The 16,818-nt window shown below is 37.3% G+C and carries 15 protein-coding genes; all 15 read right to left on the reverse strand.

The window, feature by feature from the left end; translation table 11 throughout:
• Positions 1 to 258: 258 nt before the first annotated feature.
• The 15 genes from MKZ25_RS10715 to MKZ25_RS10785 all read right to left on the reverse strand — a co-directional run bounded on the left by MKZ25_RS10715 (position 259) and on the right by MKZ25_RS10785 (position 16,511).
• Positions 259 to 873, reverse strand: a complete 615-nt coding sequence (locus MKZ25_RS10715; protein WP_340801485.1) for a TetR/AcrR family transcriptional regulator — start codon at positions 871 to 873, stop codon at positions 259 to 261.
• A 37-nt stretch (positions 874 to 910) separates the two neighbouring features.
• Entirely contained in the window at positions 911 to 2,086 is a 1,176-nt protein-coding gene (locus MKZ25_RS10720; RefSeq protein ID WP_340801486.1) for a thiolase family protein, read from the reverse strand.
• 78 nt (positions 2,087 to 2,164) lie between these two features.
• Positions 2,165 to 2,563 (reverse strand): MaoC/PaaZ C-terminal domain-containing protein, encoded by a 399-nt coding sequence (locus MKZ25_RS10725; RefSeq protein ID WP_340801488.1) that lies wholly within the window; start codon positions 2,561 to 2,563, stop codon positions 2,165 to 2,167.
• Complete coding sequence (locus tag MKZ25_RS10730) at positions 2,560 to 3,009, reverse strand: MaoC family dehydratase N-terminal domain-containing protein (RefSeq protein WP_340803003.1); 450 nt, start codon at positions 3,007 to 3,009, stop codon at positions 2,560 to 2,562. The genes MKZ25_RS10725 and MKZ25_RS10730 overlap by 4 nt, the downstream gene beginning before the upstream one ends.
• A 15-nt stretch (positions 3,010 to 3,024) precedes the next feature.
• Positions 3,025 to 3,789: a 3-oxoacyl-ACP reductase FabG gene (gene fabG, locus MKZ25_RS10735; protein ID WP_340801489.1), complete on the reverse strand. Its 765-nt coding sequence runs from the start codon at positions 3,787 to 3,789 to the stop codon at positions 3,025 to 3,027.
• Positions 3,790 to 3,889: 100 nt separating this feature from the next.
• Entirely contained in the window at positions 3,890 to 4,864 is a 975-nt protein-coding gene (locus MKZ25_RS10740; protein WP_340803004.1) for an MBL fold metallo-hydrolase, read from the reverse strand.
• 93 nt (positions 4,865 to 4,957) lie between these two features.
• The gene (locus MKZ25_RS10745; RefSeq protein WP_340801490.1) at positions 4,958 to 6,577 is read right to left on the reverse strand and encodes an ABC transporter substrate-binding protein; all 1,620 of its coding nucleotides are present in this window, start codon (positions 6,575 to 6,577) and stop codon (positions 4,958 to 4,960) included.
• A gap of 36 nt (positions 6,578 to 6,613) precedes the next feature.
• Positions 6,614 to 7,519, reverse strand: a complete 906-nt coding sequence (locus MKZ25_RS10750; RefSeq protein ID WP_340801491.1) for an ABC transporter permease — start codon at positions 7,517 to 7,519, stop codon at positions 6,614 to 6,616.
• Positions 7,520 to 7,563: 44 nt separating this feature from the next.
• Positions 7,564 to 8,511, reverse strand: coding sequence for an ABC transporter permease (locus MKZ25_RS10755; RefSeq protein ID WP_340801492.1), 948 nt, complete (start codon positions 8,509 to 8,511; stop codon positions 7,564 to 7,566).
• Positions 8,508 to 10,547 carry an ABC transporter ATP-binding protein gene (locus tag MKZ25_RS10760; RefSeq protein WP_340801493.1) on the reverse strand — a complete coding sequence of 680 codons (2,040 nt, stop codon included), beginning with the start codon at positions 10,545 to 10,547 and terminating at the stop codon, positions 8,508 to 8,510. Before MKZ25_RS10760 ends, MKZ25_RS10755 begins: the two co-directional genes overlap by 4 nt.
• Before the next feature lie 37 nt (positions 10,548 to 10,584).
• Positions 10,585 to 12,132, reverse strand: a complete 1,548-nt coding sequence (locus MKZ25_RS10765) for a class I adenylate-forming enzyme family protein (protein WP_340801494.1) — start codon at positions 12,130 to 12,132, stop codon at positions 10,585 to 10,587.
• Between the two features lie 81 nt (positions 12,133 to 12,213).
• Positions 12,214 to 13,428 (reverse strand): MFS transporter, encoded by a 1,215-nt coding sequence (locus MKZ25_RS10770; protein WP_340801495.1) that lies wholly within the window; start codon positions 13,426 to 13,428, stop codon positions 12,214 to 12,216.
• 323 nt (positions 13,429 to 13,751) lie between these two features.
• Positions 13,752 to 14,918, reverse strand: a complete 1,167-nt coding sequence (locus MKZ25_RS10775) for an acyl-CoA dehydrogenase family protein (RefSeq protein WP_340801496.1) — start codon at positions 14,916 to 14,918, stop codon at positions 13,752 to 13,754.
• A gap of 273 nt (positions 14,919 to 15,191) precedes the next feature.
• Positions 15,192 to 15,965, reverse strand: coding sequence for a hypothetical protein (locus MKZ25_RS10780; RefSeq protein WP_340801497.1), 774 nt, complete (start codon positions 15,963 to 15,965; stop codon positions 15,192 to 15,194).
• Positions 15,966 to 16,121: 156 nt separating this feature from the next.
• Positions 16,122 to 16,511: a DUF2500 domain-containing protein gene (locus tag MKZ25_RS10785; protein WP_340801499.1), complete on the reverse strand. Its 390-nt coding sequence runs from the start codon at positions 16,509 to 16,511 to the stop codon at positions 16,122 to 16,124.
• Between the last annotated feature and the right edge of the window lie 307 nt (positions 16,512 to 16,818).

Below are 16,818 nucleotides of genomic sequence, written 5' to 3' on the forward strand. Positions count from 1 at the left end.
AACACATTATATACACACTATCAATATTTGTTCAACCATTTTTTGTAAAGATAGCTTGTTTTACCGTAAAAAATGCACAAAGAAGCCACAAAACCTTGTTTTCACAATGTTTGTGGCTAATTTGACAATTTCGGTATTTGAAGTGAAAAAATAAAAACAAAAGAGTGATACAGATGCCTGTTTACTCTTTTGCTCGTAAATTGTCCATAAATTTCTTTTCGTGCAATGGCTAATATCTCCATAATGATATGTTCCCTTTTAAAAAGTACTTCCGCTGTAATTTTTCCTCTTATATTCTGTAGAATTTGTATCTTTATTTATTCCTTTTAATATCATTTCCATATAAGTACTGACAAGTTCTTCTTCTGTTACTTCTCCATCCGGATTATACCAATTATAGGAACGGTTAACCATGCCAAGGATGCCAAAGATAACAATATCACTTCTAAGATCTTCCCTGAATTCTCCTTTTTCAATACCTTCATCAAAAAGTTTTTCGAGATTAATACGAAATTCTTTCCGATAATCATTGATTAACTTTAATTGCTTATCTTCCAGATGCCGAAACTCCCGATGAAATACTCTTGCGCTCTTACCATGTACTTTAATATTTTTTATAATTAAATGAATTAATTTATTCATTTTTACTATACTGCTTAGATACTCGTCATTTAAAATCACTGCTTGTTCGGCTAATAACTCTTTAATATAGTTTAAGTGAATATCCATTAATAATTCCTGTTTACTTTTAAAGTAATAATAAAAGGTACCCTTTGTCACACCGATTGTATCAATAATATCTTGAATGGAAGTTTTACTGAATCCCTTTTTATCAAAAAGGTCTATACTTTCTTTTATAATTCTTCCTCGCATAATAGTGTGCTCCTCGAGTCTTAGATTTTATGATATTTTAGTTCGGCTCCCTTTCGATTACTAAAGAGATTCCTTGGCCTCCACCGATACAAGCTGTAATGAGGGCGAATTTCCCTGCGGATCGTTTCAATTCATAGACAGCTTTTGTTATTAAAATTGCTCCTGTAGCACCTAATGGATGCCCATGTGCAATTGCTCCGCCATTAACATTTAGCTTTTCCGGGTCGATTCCTAATTCCCGGTCACAGGCGATTACCTGTGCAGCAAATGCCTCGTTCAATTCGATAATATCCATATCGGATAAAGAAAGATTCAACTTCTCTAATAATTTTTTCGTTGCCGGTACGGGACCAATTCCCATGATATTAGGATCTACTCCTGCGACAGTTGATCCTTTAATCGTGGCTAATGGTTGAATCCCTAATGCTTCAGCCTTCTCTCGAGACATAATGACCATTGCTGATGCCGCATCATTAAGTCCGGAACTACTGCCTGCTGTGACAGTTCCATCTCTTTGGAAAGCCGGAGATAGCTTTGCCAATGCAGCTAACGTTGTATTCGGACGTGGATGCTCATCTTTGTTAAAAAGAATCGGCTCACCTTTACGGACAGGGATAGTAATTGGAACGATTTGTTCATCAAAACGACCTTCATTAATTGCAGTTGCCATTCTTAGTTGACTTCTTAAGGAATACTCATCTTGTTCCTTTCTTGTAATATCATATTTTTTTGCAAGGTTTTCTGCAGTAGTTCCCATCCCAGGGTTACCGATTTCTTCAGGAGCAAGTAACGTTTTACGATACCTTGGCGGGATTGAACTGTATGCTTGTTCTGGACGTTCATATTGATATGGAGCACGGCTCATGCTTTCAATACCCCCGGCAACATATACATCACCTGCACCAGATTGTATCGCTTGGGCAGCTAATGCAGCTGCATTAATACCTGAACCACATTGCCTGTCTATTGTTAACCCCGGTATGTTGACAGATAAACCGCCCTGTAAAGCTGTCAATCTCGCAATATTGCCGCCACCACTTAAAACATTTCCCATAATCACATCATCTATCATTTCAGGATTAAGGTTCACTCTCTTGATTGCTTCTTTTATAACTTCCCCTCCATACAGATGAGCAGGAAGACTTGCTAATGCCCCACCTTGTTTTCCAATCGCCGTACGAACAGCTGATACAATGACAGCATCTCTTTTCATATATGGTCTCCTTATTATCAGTTTATATTTAAAGGATTTGCCCCTATCCTATTTGAAATCGAGACAAACCCTTTTTAATTAATAACGTTCAAATATTAATTTTCCCTTAACCACAGCTTTTTGATGCTGGTTTATAGCTTTAACATCAAAGATTAGTGATTGATCCACTATGTCCACTAAATCGGCCTTTAAAGTAAGAACATCATTTAAAAACACCATTCCGGAAAATCGAATATTATAATCTTTTATATAGCCTTCTTCATAATAAGCGGTAAAGAGCTTCGAAAGATTCCCCATCGTCCACATACCATGAGCAATAATTCCTGGTAGACCAGCTTTTTTAGCTTCATCATCAATTGTATGAATCGGATTAAAATCACCGGATGAACCTGAGTATTTGATTAAATCCATTCTCGATACTGGTTCTAGTGTCGTTTCAAGAGATTCACCTTTTCTTATATCTGCTAAAACTGTCATACGTTTAAGGACCTCCTTACCGTTTCCGTAATGATTGTGATCGACTCTTCAGTGAAAATTAATCTCCCATCTTTATCTTCACCATACCGTGTCATCTTCAGGAAGCCCATTTTTCCGGTGCTGCCTTCTTTTTCATAGTAATCTTCTATTTTCGAGTAGCAATAGACTTCCTCTCCTACTAAAAGAGGTCGTTCATAATGATAAATTTGTTCACCATGTATTAATCCTTTTAACGGTAATTTGAGTCCATCGATATAGCCGGATCTTAGCACCCTAGGAAATGTAGGGGGAGCAATATTTGTGCCATATCGTGATTGTTTACCAATCTCTTCATCTGTATAGATTGGATGATTATCTCCAATGGATTCCGCAAATCTTCTTACAAGCTCTCTTTCAACTACATTTCTAACTTTGTTAGAAGTTAGACCAATATATTCTGTATACAAATCGTCCATCCCTCCTTAATTTGTCGGTCCGCCGGCTACATAAAGTACTTGCCCGTTTACAAATGAGGAATTTTCATCCGCAAAGAAAGCAACTGCATTTGCGATATCTCTAGGCTTTCCAACTCTGCCGACAGGTATTTTACTGGCACCTGCCTTTAGGAAATCCTCAAATGGTATGCCCATTCGATCTGCAGTAGATTTTGTCATATCTGTCTCGATGAAACCAGGTGCAACTGCATTTGCAGTAACGCCGAATTTCCCGAGTTCCCTTGCCAGTGTTTTTGTCAGACCTTGTAAGCCAGCTTTAACCGTTGAATAGTTTGCTTGGCCGGGGTTCCCTAATGCTGAAGTTGAAGAAATATTAATAATTCTTCCATACTTCTGCTGAACCATGTATTTTTGTGCTGCACGTGTTGTATTAAAGGCACCCTTTAAGTGAACATCGATTACCTGATCCCAATCATTATCTGTCATTTTAAATAGTAAATTATCGCGGATAATGCCTGCATTGTTAACCAAAATATCAATTGATCCATATTCCTTCATAACTCGTTCCATCGCGGCCTCAACTTCATGTGAATTCACAACATTTGCCTGTAGAGCTAAAATGTCGAACCCTTTTTCTTTAAATTCAGACTGTACATTTTTCAATGCTTCCGTATCAATATCAATTATGGCTATTTTTGCTCCTTCTTCAGTAAAAGTTTCTGCAATGCTTTTCCCTATACCGCGACTACCACCAGTTATAAATGCAACTCTATTTTCAAATCTTCCAGTCAAATAAATTCCTCCTGCCCTATCTACTAAAATTTTGTGTCTTAACATTTTATTAGTAGTTTTAAAGAATTATTCAGTCAAACGAAACATTTGCATTTTTTCACTAATTATTTATCAATCGGTACTTAAAAACTCCATTTTGTTTTTCTGCAATGACTATATTCCGTTCTTCCAATAAATCCAATACACTTATAATTTCAAACAAAAATGTAATCACTGCTTTCTCATACCTTCCCCGGTACATATCTTGAATAATTTCAAATCCGGTTGCAGCACCATTTACTTTTTTTAGCGTATTGATTACACGAGTTACACGGTTATCTATATTGCCTATATGTCCATCGATTGCTTCATTTAAATTTGTAATAATCGGACCATGTCCTGAGAAAGTAAAATCAGCAGAAAGTTTTCTGCACTTTTCTAAATTACTTAAATATTGGATTAAAGGTTTTGCACGCTCACTTCCGGGTTTAGGTGGATCCATCCACATCCCCCCGTGAACTCCTTTGATAATGTGATCACCACAAATGAATTGCTGCTCATCTGCACAATAAAAAGAAATATGATCCTGTGAGTGGCCTAAGGTTTCGATTACTTGAAATGAAGGTAAGCCCGGTACCATATCTCCCTCCTCTAGTACCTCATCAACAGATGCAATTTGGAAGTAATCACGGTGTCCCTTTCGAAACGCTGACTTGATAGCCATATCTTCTGTTAAACCAAATTCTATGAATAAGTTGTGAAAAAATTCAGAGCTCCATTCTATATAGCTTTCATCCTTTAAAATCATTTCAGTATCTTTATGAGCAAAAATCTTAATGGCAGGATTTTTCTCTACAATCCAGTCTACAAGACCTGTATGATCATTATGGTGATGGGTTAATACAATTTGTTCGAGATCGGTTATTTCAATGCCCAGACGATGCAGGCCATTATTGAGATCATCCCAACCCTGTTTATTTTTTAGGCCGGCATCAATAAGGGTTAACTTCTCTCCAAACACAACATATGAATTTACCGGACCAATCGGGAAGCTGGTTGTTAACTCTATTTTTTCTATTCTTTGCAAAGTACTCATTCCTTCTTTTATCGGAATTTTTCTCACATACCTTCCATGTGACGTTATATTTTTAACACAAATAGTATCCAACCCTTTACAATGATTAATATGTTATTTATCCAACCAAATGTCTTTTAGATAGCCGTATCCATATGAAGCATGTGGATATGAATCTCTTACATAAGGCTGTATCGGAGTCTTCGTATAATAAGTAGTGATTGGAATTGGATTCACTACGTTTTCTAAAACATAACGTTGAATATCATAGACATATTTTTTTCTTTCCTCTACATCCATGATTGTTCTCTGCTCATCAAGCATTTTGTCTAATTCAGGGTCACTGATGTTATACCAGTTTCGAGAACCATTTGTGTGCAGTTGCGTACGAAGCCATTCATCCGGCTCCTGGAAATATGTTTGATAGCCTACTCCCATGTCATAATCGACTTTTGGCCATTTTTCCGAGAAATAAGCAGCATATTCAACTACCTCTATTTCGATATTAATGCCGATATTTCTTAAATCCTCCGCAACCCATTGTGCGACACGCACAAGTTGTTCTCCGTAGCCATTCGTTACAATCATGGTCGTGTCAAAACCGTTTGGATACCCAGCCTCTGCCAGTAGCTTCTTTGCCTCTTCCGGGTTATATGATAATAATTTTTCTCTTTCTTCTAAAGGTAAGGCCCAATCCCCTAATGAAGGATTGACTGGTCCGCTCGTTTCGCCGCCACCGTAGATAGCCTTAACCATTGATTTTCGGTCAACAGCCATGCTAATGGCCTTCCGTACCCGTAAATCCGTAAATGGTTCTCTTTTCATATTCATATATAATTGTTCCTGTGTGGCGAACAGTGCTTCAAAAATCGAGATATTTGGATTTGTTTTTTGCAATTGAGCTATCTCTTCCGGTGACAAACCACCTATTGAATCCGCCTGACCTGTACGAAATGCTGCTATACGAGATCCTTGTTCCGGTACGACTTTATAAATAATTTCATCTAAATACGGTTTGCCTTCTTCATAATAATTCGGATTTTTTTTGTATGTTGCCTGCACATTATCTTCCCATTTTTCTAACACAAAAGGACCTGTTCCAATGGCATCAGTTGCTAAATCTACTTTCCCATCGATCGCTTCTTTAGGTAAAATCCACATGAAATGGTTTGCCATGAAATTTAAAAATGGAGCAAATGGCTGTTTTAATGTAAAGACTACCGTTTGATCATCTTGTGCAACGATATTTTCTACTACAGATAAGAGAGCCGCTTGATGCCCAGGTAAGTTGATGATTCTTTCCATTGTCGCTACAACGTCTTCTGCCGTTAACTTCCTGCCATTCACCGGCTCTACATCATGCCAGTATGCTTCACGAAGATAAAATGTATAGCTTTTTCCATCTTCAGATATCTCCCAACGCTCCGCAAGATCCGGCACAACATTGTAATCTGTATAAGCAGCATTCGGTCCTGTTTCATAAGTTACTAGCTTGTTATAAACTAACCCTGCAAGCATATGTGTATAAATTGATGACTGACGATGAGGATCAAGCATATCAGGATCTGCTGGTGTAAGAATTGTATAGGTTCCACCACTTTTCGGTGTGGTAGATCCTTCCTTCTTGTCATCTGGCCCTTCATCTGATGTTTTGTCAGCGGAGCAAGCACTAATTATTAGTGCTAATAATCCTAAAATCAGCACATACATTATGGATCTTAGTTTTTTATCCATCAATATTTCCTCCTAAGGGAAAATTGTTATTAACATCTAAGACATTTTTGGATCAAGGAAATCCCGAAGTGCATCCCCAAATAAGTTAAATGCTAAAACTAGTATACATAAGGCTAAACCAGGGAAAAGCACGAGCCACGGTGCACTTTCCATATATCTACTCGCATCACTCAACATTAATCCCCAGGATGGATTCGGTGGTGGTGTTCCTATTCCAAGAAAACTAAGTGATGCTTCAGCAATAATTGTTTGACCAAAAGCAAGACTTGCCATGACAATGATTGGTGCCATCATATTTGGCAATCCATGTCTCATAATGATTTGAAATGGACCTGCACCAACCGAACGGGATGCTTCCACATAATTAGATTCACGGATTCTCATCATTTCCCCTCGAACAATCCTTGCAAAACGAGGTATTTCGATAATCACCAGTGCTATAATTACATTTTGGATGGCAGGTCCCAACAAAGCTGCAATAAACAAAGCAAGAATTAGAGCTGGAATTGACATAATAGCATCCATTATTCTTTGAATTACTAAATCGATTACCCCACCAAAATATCCAGAAATCATTCCAATTAATGTTCCTAATACGATTGAAATAACGACTGTTACAACTCCGACAAGTAACGATATTTGTGAACCAAAAATTAGACGACTAAACACATCACGTCCTAAATCATCAGTGCCCATCAAATGCTGTGAGTTTGGTGTTGCCAAAAATGCTGTACGATCTTGACTAATTGGGTCAAACGGTGCAATTAAGTGTGCAAATACAGCGATGGCGAAAACTAAAAGAATAATTAAAAGAGATATAAAGCCAATTTTTTGCGTATAAATAAAGCGTTTACAATCCTCTTTAAATTTTTTTAAATGTATGTTCCTGCTCGCCTTTATACTCTCTTTTGGCAACTCAGAGTCTATTTGTATTTGAGACAAATGAATCACTTCCTTTTCTTGAAACAAGAATATTGAGGCATTTTTTATTTAGTTCTAATTCGCGGATCTACCCAACCGTACATCACATCCACCATCAAATTAACTAATAAAAACATCGCTCCAAAGACCAGTACGGTTGACTGAACAACTGGATAATCTCTCACTAATACCGTTTCAAAAATCAAACTGCCTAGTCCTGGGAGTGCAAAAATCGATTCAAGTACTACAGTTCCTCCAAGCAGATATCCAATTTGTAAACCAATTAATGTAATAACTGAAATCAACGAGTTTCTAAGAGCATGTTTGAATATTACAACCGCTTCTTTCGCACCTTTTGCCCGTACCGTTCTGATAAACTCCGAATGCAGTACTTCGAGGACAGCCGATCTTGTCATACGAACAATACTGGCACTCAGTGTAATTGCTAAACATATTGCGGGTAAGAACATTTGCTGCAGATTAACAATAGGATTTTCTGCGAATGATTGATAACCGAGTGGCGGGATCCAATTGAAAGACAGTGATAATACAGTTAATAAGATTAGTCCCAGCCAAAAGCTTGGAATCGATAACCCGCCAATTGAAATTACTTTTAAAAAATGATCTATAAATGAATTTTGTTTAACAGCAGAAATAACTCCAATCGGAATACCGATAATGATGGCTAAAACAATCGCCATTAATGCTAGTTGTATAGTTACGGGAAGTCTGTCTAATATAATTTGGGATACTTCCTTACCTGACCAAAGAGAACTTCCCAAATCTCCTTGAAGCGCATTTTTACCCCAATCTATTAGTTGACCGAAAACACTTTTATCTAGACCCATTTCAGCTTTCAATGCAGCCATTTGTTCAGGTGTTGCACCGGAGTTAGCCAACTGAAGGGTCACAACGTCACCAGGTACCGCTCTCATAACGATAAAAATGAAGGTTGTCATGATCAGTAGTACGAATATTCCGAAAATTAAGCGTCTAACAATATAGTCAATCATTTCTGCGACACCTCCTTATAGAAATGACAGGCAACGGCATGACCTTCTGTAATGTCCATTAGTTCCGGTTTTTCTTTTTTGCAGAGATCCATTGCAAAAGAGCATCTCGTATGAAATTTACAGCCACTTGGAGGATTTGATGGACTTGGTACTTCACCACTTAGGATAATTCGGTCTGGTTGAATATTAGGATTAGGAATTGGCACAGCGGAAATAAGTGCCTTTGAATATGGATGGAGCGGGTCTGTAAATAAAGTTTGTGAATCGGTCACTTCTACTATTTCTCCTAAATACATGACAGCTATTCTATCTGAAATATATTTGACGACCGTTAAATCATGAGAGATAAATAAATAAGATAACCCTAGTTTCAACTGAAGATCTTTTAATAAATTTAAAATTTGGGCTTGAACAGAAACATCTAAAGCGGACACTGCCTCATCACAAATCAGAAGTTCTGGTTCAGTTGCCAAAGCTCTTGCTATACCAATTCTTTGCCTTTGACCTCCTGAAAATTGATGAGGAAATTTATGCATATCATTTTTAGATAGCCCTACAGTTTCAAGCAGCTCTCCTACCCGTTGACGCTTTGAACTTCCTTTTGCTAGATTGTGCACTTCTAAAGGTTCACCAATAATATCTAGAATGGTCATCCTCGGATTTAGAGAACTATAGGGATCTTGAAAAACAAACTGAACCCGCTTCCTTAAAACTTTTTTCTCTTTTCTATTAATATTTGATAATTGTTTTCCATCAAAACTTACTTCCCCGTTCGTTGAGTCAATAAGACCTGTTATTAATCTTCCAACAGTTGATTTACCACAGCCGGATTCACCTACAAGACCAAGAACTTCACCTTTGTGAATATTCAGTGTTACCCCATCCACTGCCTTAACGTGTCCGATTGTTCTCGACAGTATTCCTTTAGTGATAGGAAAGTATTTTTTTAAGTCTGTTACTTTCAATAAATTCTTTTTACTGATTAAATGCTGATTAAGCTCAAAGACAAGCTCATTTTCTTCTGTTAAAATTGGACCCTCCCAATTTCCTGTCAAATTGGGATCTGCCATCCAACACTTGCTTACTCGATCATTTACTAATTCAAAAAGTGGCGGTTCCTCACTTCTGCACTTATCAGTAGCAAAAGGACATCTTGGATGAAAACGGCAACCAGCTGGAAATTCTTTCAAACTTGGAACATTTCCTTTTATCGTCAGCAGTTTACGTTCTTTACTTGTATCAATTTTCGGAATACTTTTCATCAATGCTTCTGTATACGGGTGTTGAGGTTTATTGAACAAATCCTTCACATTCGACTTTTCTACAACCTGCCCCGCATAGACAACAACTACTTTATCCGCCATTTCCGCTACAACACCTAAATCATGTGTAACCAGGATAATCGCTGTTCCAAACTGGGTTTGCAAATCTTTCAGTAATTGCAGAATCTGTGCCTGGACAGTCACATCAAGAGCTGTTGTAGGTTCATCTGCAATAATTAAACTAGGCCTGCATGCAAGAGCTATGGCAATCATTACTCTTTGCCTTTGACCGCCCGATAATTGATGTGGGTAAGCATTAATACGGCTCTCAGGGTCCGGAAGTCCAACTAACCTTAATAATTCTAGTGCACGTTCCTGCAATTCATTTTTACTAAGCGTTTCGTGAATTTTAATCGTTTCGGTAATCTGATCACCAATCGTATAGACAGGGTCTAAGCATGTCATCGGATCCTGAAAAATCATGGCAATTTCATTTCCACGAATTTTTCGGATTTCATCATTACTTATATCTTTTAAATTTAAATCATTAAACAGGATTTTCCCGGAAGTAACTTCTCCATTACTGTCCAACAAACGTAAAATCGAAAGGGCTGATACGCTTTTACCAGAGCCTGATTCACCTACGATTGCTACTGTTTCACCTTTAGAAATGCTAAATGAAATACCATCAACAGCTTCAAGGTTACCTTTTCTTGTCTTAAAAACCGTCTTCATTTCCTCTACTTGGAGTAGTGTATTATTTTTTTCAATCATTCGATTGCCTCCTTTCAAATATATTTAACTACTTATATTAATCTAATATCAGGTTAGCAAATTGTTCTCTCAGCTTTATTTTCATGATTTTTCCAACTCCATTTTTCGGAAGTTCCTGAATGAATTCAATATGACGAGGTGTCTTATATTTAGCTAAATTTTGTTGGCAGTATCCGATTAATTCACTGGCACTTACTTCTGCATCCGGCTTTTTCACAATACAAGCAACAATTTCTTCACTCATTTTTTCTGAAGGAACACCGATCACCGCAGCTTCTAAAACAGCTTCATGTTTAACTAGCAATTCCTCTAAATCCCGCGGATAAATATTAAATCCGCCTCGAATAATTAAATCCTTTTTACGATCTACAATATACAGATAGCCTTCCTCATCCACTTTTGCCATATCCCCTGTATGAAGCCATCCATTTTGCAGTGCCTTTTTTGTTTCTTCTTCATTTTTATAATAACCAGGCGTTACATTATCGCCTTGTACCAATAATTCACCGACATCCCCAACTGGTACCTCATCCCCATTTTCATCCACGATTTTAATGTTCACTCCTGGCATTGGTACTCCTACAGAACCTTCTTTTATCGGCATATCATTACGTTGTGTAGCAACTCCTGGCGATGCTTCAGAAAGTCCATACGCATCTCGTACCTCAGCCCCAAATTTTTCTTTAAATTTGTGACGTAAGCTAATCGACAGTGCAGCAGCCCCTGATCCAACTGTTTCTAAACTTGATAAATCATATTTATAGGCATTCGGATGATAATACATCGCATGCACCATAGCCGGGACAGCAGCAAAGGATTTTACTTTAAATTTTTCAATAACCTTAAATACCTCTTCCGCATCGAATTTATCAAAAATAACAACTGAGCTTCCTAGCAGAAACATACTGTTCATAATGCCAAAACCATAAATATGAGCTAGAGGAAGAACACCCAGGGTAGTACTTCTTATTTCGTCCTCCGCTCTAAGTTTTAATCCTGACATTGAATTTGAGTAGAGATTTTTATGCGTTAACATAACTCCCTTCGGTATACCCGTAGTGCCGGATGTATAAAGGATAACAGCTACATCCGATTCTTTTAGCTCTAAAGGAGTATTTTCATAAATTGATATAGTAGAAAGAGCCTTTTCCCATTCAATGATTTCGAACTCTCCTTGTATATCTGCCTCACTTGGTTGATCGATGCATATAATTTTCGGTCTAACGGTTAAATCACTGGATGCATTTTTTAATTTTTGCAACAGAACAGACGATGTTATAATAACTTTCGCTTCCGAATTTTTTAAAATAAAGTTGATTTCATTTTCATGTAACAGATACATAGCTGGTACAATGATGCCACCAACTCCTAATACTCCTTGGTAAGAGAAAATAACTTCGGGACAATTTGGCATACAAATTAACACCCGATCTCCTTTTTCCACTCCCAGAGAATGGACAAGACTAGAAACCTTTTTACAAATAATTTCCGTCTCTCTATTTGTATAAGTTTTATCATAGAAATACAGAAGGTTATACTCACCAAAATTCTCAATATTCCCGCCCAATAATTCAGTTAGTAACATGTTACCCTCCTAACTTTTATTTACTATTTTCATAGTATTTTCCGCATTAAAGCGCTTACATTTCAGGGGCAATAATTACTTCTATGAGTTACTAGTATCTTTGTGTAGAGATATGTCAATTTTTTGTTGGGAAGTGATTAAAAATGCAATACCTAATAGAAATACTGTTATAACAGCCGAAGTGATAAATGGAGCCGATACGAGATATATGAATACCCACCCTCCCCAAAGAGGTCCAAGTATTCTCCCTAAACTATCCATTGATTCTTGGAGGCCCAATGTAATACCACGCCCCATCTCAGTGCGTTTTGATAACATCGCTATCGTAGTCGGCCGAACCAATGATTGCCCGAAACCAGTAAAAACACATCCTAAAATAGCTACCCATATTAATGGCGCAAAACTAATTAAACAATAGCCGATCGCCGTAAAGGTTAAGCCAATTTTTGTAATCGTATCTTCATTCCATAATTCATAACATTTTTTTAATAAAAAGAATTGTACCAAGACAGAAGTTCCAGCCTGTGCGCTAAAGGCCATACTTACAAAGATAGGAGTAGCTTCAAATTTCGCTATTAAGTAATATCCAAGTAATCCGAAAAAACTTGAAGCTGCAATGGACAATCCAAGGATGATCATATAATGATTCCAATAACCTGTTTTCGTCACCATTGTAATGGATTTCCAAAAAGAAATTGCTTCATTATTTTTAGCAAACGTATTCATAGTTTCTTTAGCATCGTTATTAATCGAATCTTGGATGTAAAAATGGGCAAACGGTAGCGTTACTAGGGCTAGAGATCCTGCAATAATGAAAGGTACTGTGACCCCAAACGGAGAAAACAGCCCTCCAATAGCTGGACCACATAAGAAGCCAAGACCATTTACCGCACCCATTTTCGCAATGGTCTGATTTCTAAACTCTTTTTTAGTTTGATCAGCTACCATAGAAAAAGCAGCAGTTTGAGTACCAGATGAAATCGCTGCACCAATTAATCGAACTAAAAGCAATTGCCAATAATTTTGAGCCAAAATTAATAATAGGAAAGCTACGCCAAAGCCAAATACTCCAATCATTAGAACGGGTTTTCTCCCTATTTTATCAGCTAAACGTCCCCAAATCGGTGCAGTGATCAACTGGGAAACTGCCCAAATAATGATTAATGATGACATTTGAACTGATGAAAGTCCCAAATCATCTGCTAAGAATGGTAGTGTAGGTAGTACTATTCCATAACCTGTCATCGTTAAGAACATTATGAATCCTAGTAGAAAGAACGCTTTCCTTTCCATCATCTATTTTCATCTTCTTTCAATTTAATAGAAAAGCGGGGAACGCTCACTTAACCCTGACACAAGTTGGAGACTCTGACATGGAGGCGGATTTGCCTCCATCGGGAGAGCCGAAGCGCATGGCGGTGCTGGCATTTACTATATAATTTGAAAATATGGTAAAGATGATAGATGTTCTACCCCCACTATTTCGGATTAAATTTTTGATTTGGCAAACTAACTATTCATCTAGAACCACACTTATTAACTAACCGGTTAGTATTACTACTGCATAATAACTGACCAGTTAGTATGTTAAAGAAATAAATGAGTAGAAGCTTCCTTAATTAAAGTAACTCTCCAACTTTTGCATGTCCTTTCAGTAAATTTCTTGCAATCGTTCTGCGCTGAATTTCATCTGTCCCTTCGAAAATTCGATATAATCTTAATTCTCTATACCAGCGTTCAATCGGTAATTCCTTTGTATATCCCATTCCACCATGGATTTGAAGTACACGATCGACCACTTGATTTGCCATGATTGCGCCATTTAGTTTTGCCATAGATGATTGGTGACGTGGATCCATACCATTTTCAGCCATCCACGCTGCTCTCAATACGATCCATTTTGCTGCTTCGATTTCAACTGCTGAATCTGCAACCATCCATTGGATTGCTTGACGCTCTGCTATAGGTTTACCAAAAGTAACTCGTGTTTTTGAATAGTCGATGGCCATTTGTAATAAGCGTTCTGCAGCACCGATTGCACCAGCAGGAATCATATATCTTCCTTGACCTATCCACTGCATGCCTAAATTAAAACCTTGACCCAGTTCTCCTAAAATATTTTCTTCAGGAACACGAACGTTATCAAATACTAATGTGGCTGGTCCCCATTCGCCCATTGTATAAATATATTCCGACTTCCAACCCATTTCTTTATCTACAAGGAAACAAGTTACTCCGCCATTCGCGCCTTTCTCTTTATCTGTCACTGCAAATACCATGGCAAAGTCTGCTTCATTTCCATTTGTAATAAATACTTTCTCACCATTTAACACCCAATGGTCGCCATCTTTAACCGCTTTCATTTGAATGCCTCTTGCATCTGATCCCGCATCGGGTTCGGTTAAAGCAAAGCAAGAACGTCTTTCCCCATTAATGGTAGGTATTAAATATTTCTGTTTCTGTTCTTCGTTACATAAATAAAGGATATTATCAGCAGAACCGCCAAAGTTGAACGGTACAAAAGTTCTTCCTAATTCCATTGCTATTAACACTGACATAATTGGTCCTAAATTTGCCCCACCGTATTCCTCAGGAGTATTAATGCCCCAAAATCCAATTGCCTTTGCCTTTTCTCTTAATTCTTTTATTTTTTCATTAGAGATACCAGGTCTGCCTTCCCTTTCATTTTTTAATACTTCTTGCTCCAAAGGCTTCAATTCTTTATTCACAAAATCTCTTACTGTTTTTTGAATCATTTTTTGTTCATCATTAAGCGTAAAATCCATTCATAACATCTCCTTGTAAATGTAATTATTTGAGTACGAAATTGTTAAGTAATATTCACAATTTTATAGAATACTCAGTTACAACACGTTATGAATCTAACAGTTTATATATGCGAAAAATTTTTAAGCGCTTTCATTTTATAAAGAATAGTTTTTAAATCAAAAAAAAAGAAACCCAAAAGAATGAAAACTTTCGGGTGTCTTAACAGCTTTCGTATGAAATTGTTTTTGTTCGAAGCTTTGGAAATTTGCTCTTTAAATACGTATAAATATTTATTTAAACTTCACAATCCAACGTAATGTATCTTCACCAAAATCCGTCATTGTGTATAAATAATTTTCCTTTTGCCACTTCGCCATTGTACCGGTTTGCTCGGCATCGACATGTAAAGTACCATAATCTTTTGGTACCGGAAGCATGTTCGTTTCTAAAAATTCGACTGTTTCCTTTGCTGTGTTCAAGCTTTCTTCGGCTTTTTCCGTCAATGACCGTGCAATAATTGCCCAACGCCCTTCATTCCAGCTGGTAAATAAAGAGCCTGCACCGGCATCCTGGTAACCTGTAATTCCATAGCCTAAATCGACAGCTTGCCCACTATCGAAAACGGTTTGGTCAATCTCTTCGCTCGCCAATTCCTTTGTATTATACTCGGTAATCGTTAATTGGCCGATGTAAGTCCCCTCTTGCTCAATGGTCTTATCGTTTATCGCCAGTTTAGATGGAGTTTCATAGAAATTAAATGTCAAGACATCATTATCAGTCGATGTAATCGCAGTTAAATAGCTGCCCTTTGTTACGGGAAAATCGGTTGGCATTTCAACATTCCAATTGCTTGGAATCATACGTTGAAAATCTTCAGTCGTTGCAGAAACCTCCTCTTCCGATTGACTCGAATCCGGTTCTTCCTTACTCGGGGAATTTGTTGTTTCTGCTTCACTGGACTTTGAATCTTCTGCAGTATCCGGATCGGCGGTTGCACTATTATTTGTCTCCTCACATGCTGCCAGCAGAAAAAGGCTTAAGATAAATGGTACATATTTTTTCAAGGCCCCACTCCTCAAGTTTGTCTTGTATAAAGTATCATACATTTTTCAAAATACATGTTCAAATGATGGATAGCCCTGCACCACATAAAAAAGCGCTGATTCCATTACAGAATCGCGCTGCTTATTATTGTAGGTTCAGTAAAATGGCGTCGAGTGCTACACGCGAGTAAAATCAAGATATCTTGTTCCTTGGAAAGTCAACTTGCCGATATCCCCTTCTGCAAGCATCCCGTACTCCTTCCCCGAAACATGGAACTCCGACCGGTCCCCACTCTCAAACTCAAAAGTAATAAAGTAATCAGTAGAGGTACTGTGCGAGTGGTGGTTATTATCATGATGGTGATGGGTATGTCTCGTTACATTTGTTCGTTTAACTTTCACGATGGCCGGCACTGTCAGGCGAGGTGAGTTCTCATTTTCCTTCCATTGCTTGAATCCACTGAATAGACTCCCGATTATTGAGATAAATATGATAATAAAAATAAGTGCGATGAATATTGGTCCGAAATCAAATAGCCAATCCCCACTTCCTGGCATGTCATACATGATATAACCCCCTTGCTATGATAATTAAATTATACGGATAAAATGGTAAAAAGTTTCAGATTGATGACCTCCTAAAACCTCCATCTAAATTACTTTTCTTTCGTTCCTAAACTTAGATTTAGCAAACAAAAGATGGATAAATGCTATTCTAAAGTATTAATTTTATTTCCGGAAAACTATTATTCAGCAACAATAAATAATTAGAAAATTTAGATTTTTTTATTTACAGTTGAATTTTTATAATGTAATATCTTAAATGTAAACAAAACTAACATAAAAACCCAATTTTCTTAAAATTTTTTTTGTT

The organism is Solibacillus sp. FSL W7-1464 (assembly GCF_038004425.1).
Taxonomy (GTDB): Bacteria; Bacillota; Bacilli; order Bacillales_A; family Planococcaceae; genus Solibacillus.

Coding starts and splice junctions, on each gene's coding strand:
- MKZ25_RS10745 (WP_340801490.1), bottom strand. CDS start 6,577: ATGGATAAAAAACTAAGATCCATAATGTATGTGCTGATTTTAGGATTA.
- MKZ25_RS10760 (WP_340801493.1), bottom strand. CDS start 10,547: ATGATTGAAAAAAATAATACACTACTCCAAGTAGAGGAAATGAAGACG.
- MKZ25_RS10770 (WP_340801495.1), bottom strand. CDS start 13,428: ATGATGGAAAGGAAAGCGTTCTTTCTACTAGGATTCATAATGTTCTTA.
- MKZ25_RS10720 (WP_340801486.1), bottom strand. CDS start 2,086: ATGAAAAGAGATGCTGTCATTGTATCAGCTGTTCGTACGGCGATTGGA.
- MKZ25_RS10715 (WP_340801485.1), bottom strand. CDS start 873: ATGCGAGGAAGAATTATAAAAGAAAGTATAGACCTTTTTGATAAAAAG.
- MKZ25_RS10765 (WP_340801494.1), bottom strand. CDS start 12,132: ATGTTACTAACTGAATTATTGGGCGGGAATATTGAGAATTTTGGTGAG.
- MKZ25_RS10755 (WP_340801492.1), bottom strand. CDS start 8,511: ATGATTGACTATATTGTTAGACGCTTAATTTTCGGAATATTCGTACTA.
- MKZ25_RS10785 (WP_340801499.1), bottom strand. CDS start 16,511: ATGTATGACATGCCAGGAAGTGGGGATTGGCTATTTGATTTCGGACCA.
- MKZ25_RS10740 (WP_340803004.1), bottom strand. CDS start 4,864: ATGAGTACTTTGCAAAGAATAGAAAAAATAGAGTTAACAACCAGCTTC.
- MKZ25_RS10725 (WP_340801488.1), bottom strand. CDS start 2,563: ATGACAGTTTTAGCAGATATAAGAAAAGGTGAATCTCTTGAAACGACA.
- MKZ25_RS10775 (WP_340801496.1), bottom strand. CDS start 14,918: ATGGATTTTACGCTTAATGATGAACAAAAAATGATTCAAAAAACAGTA.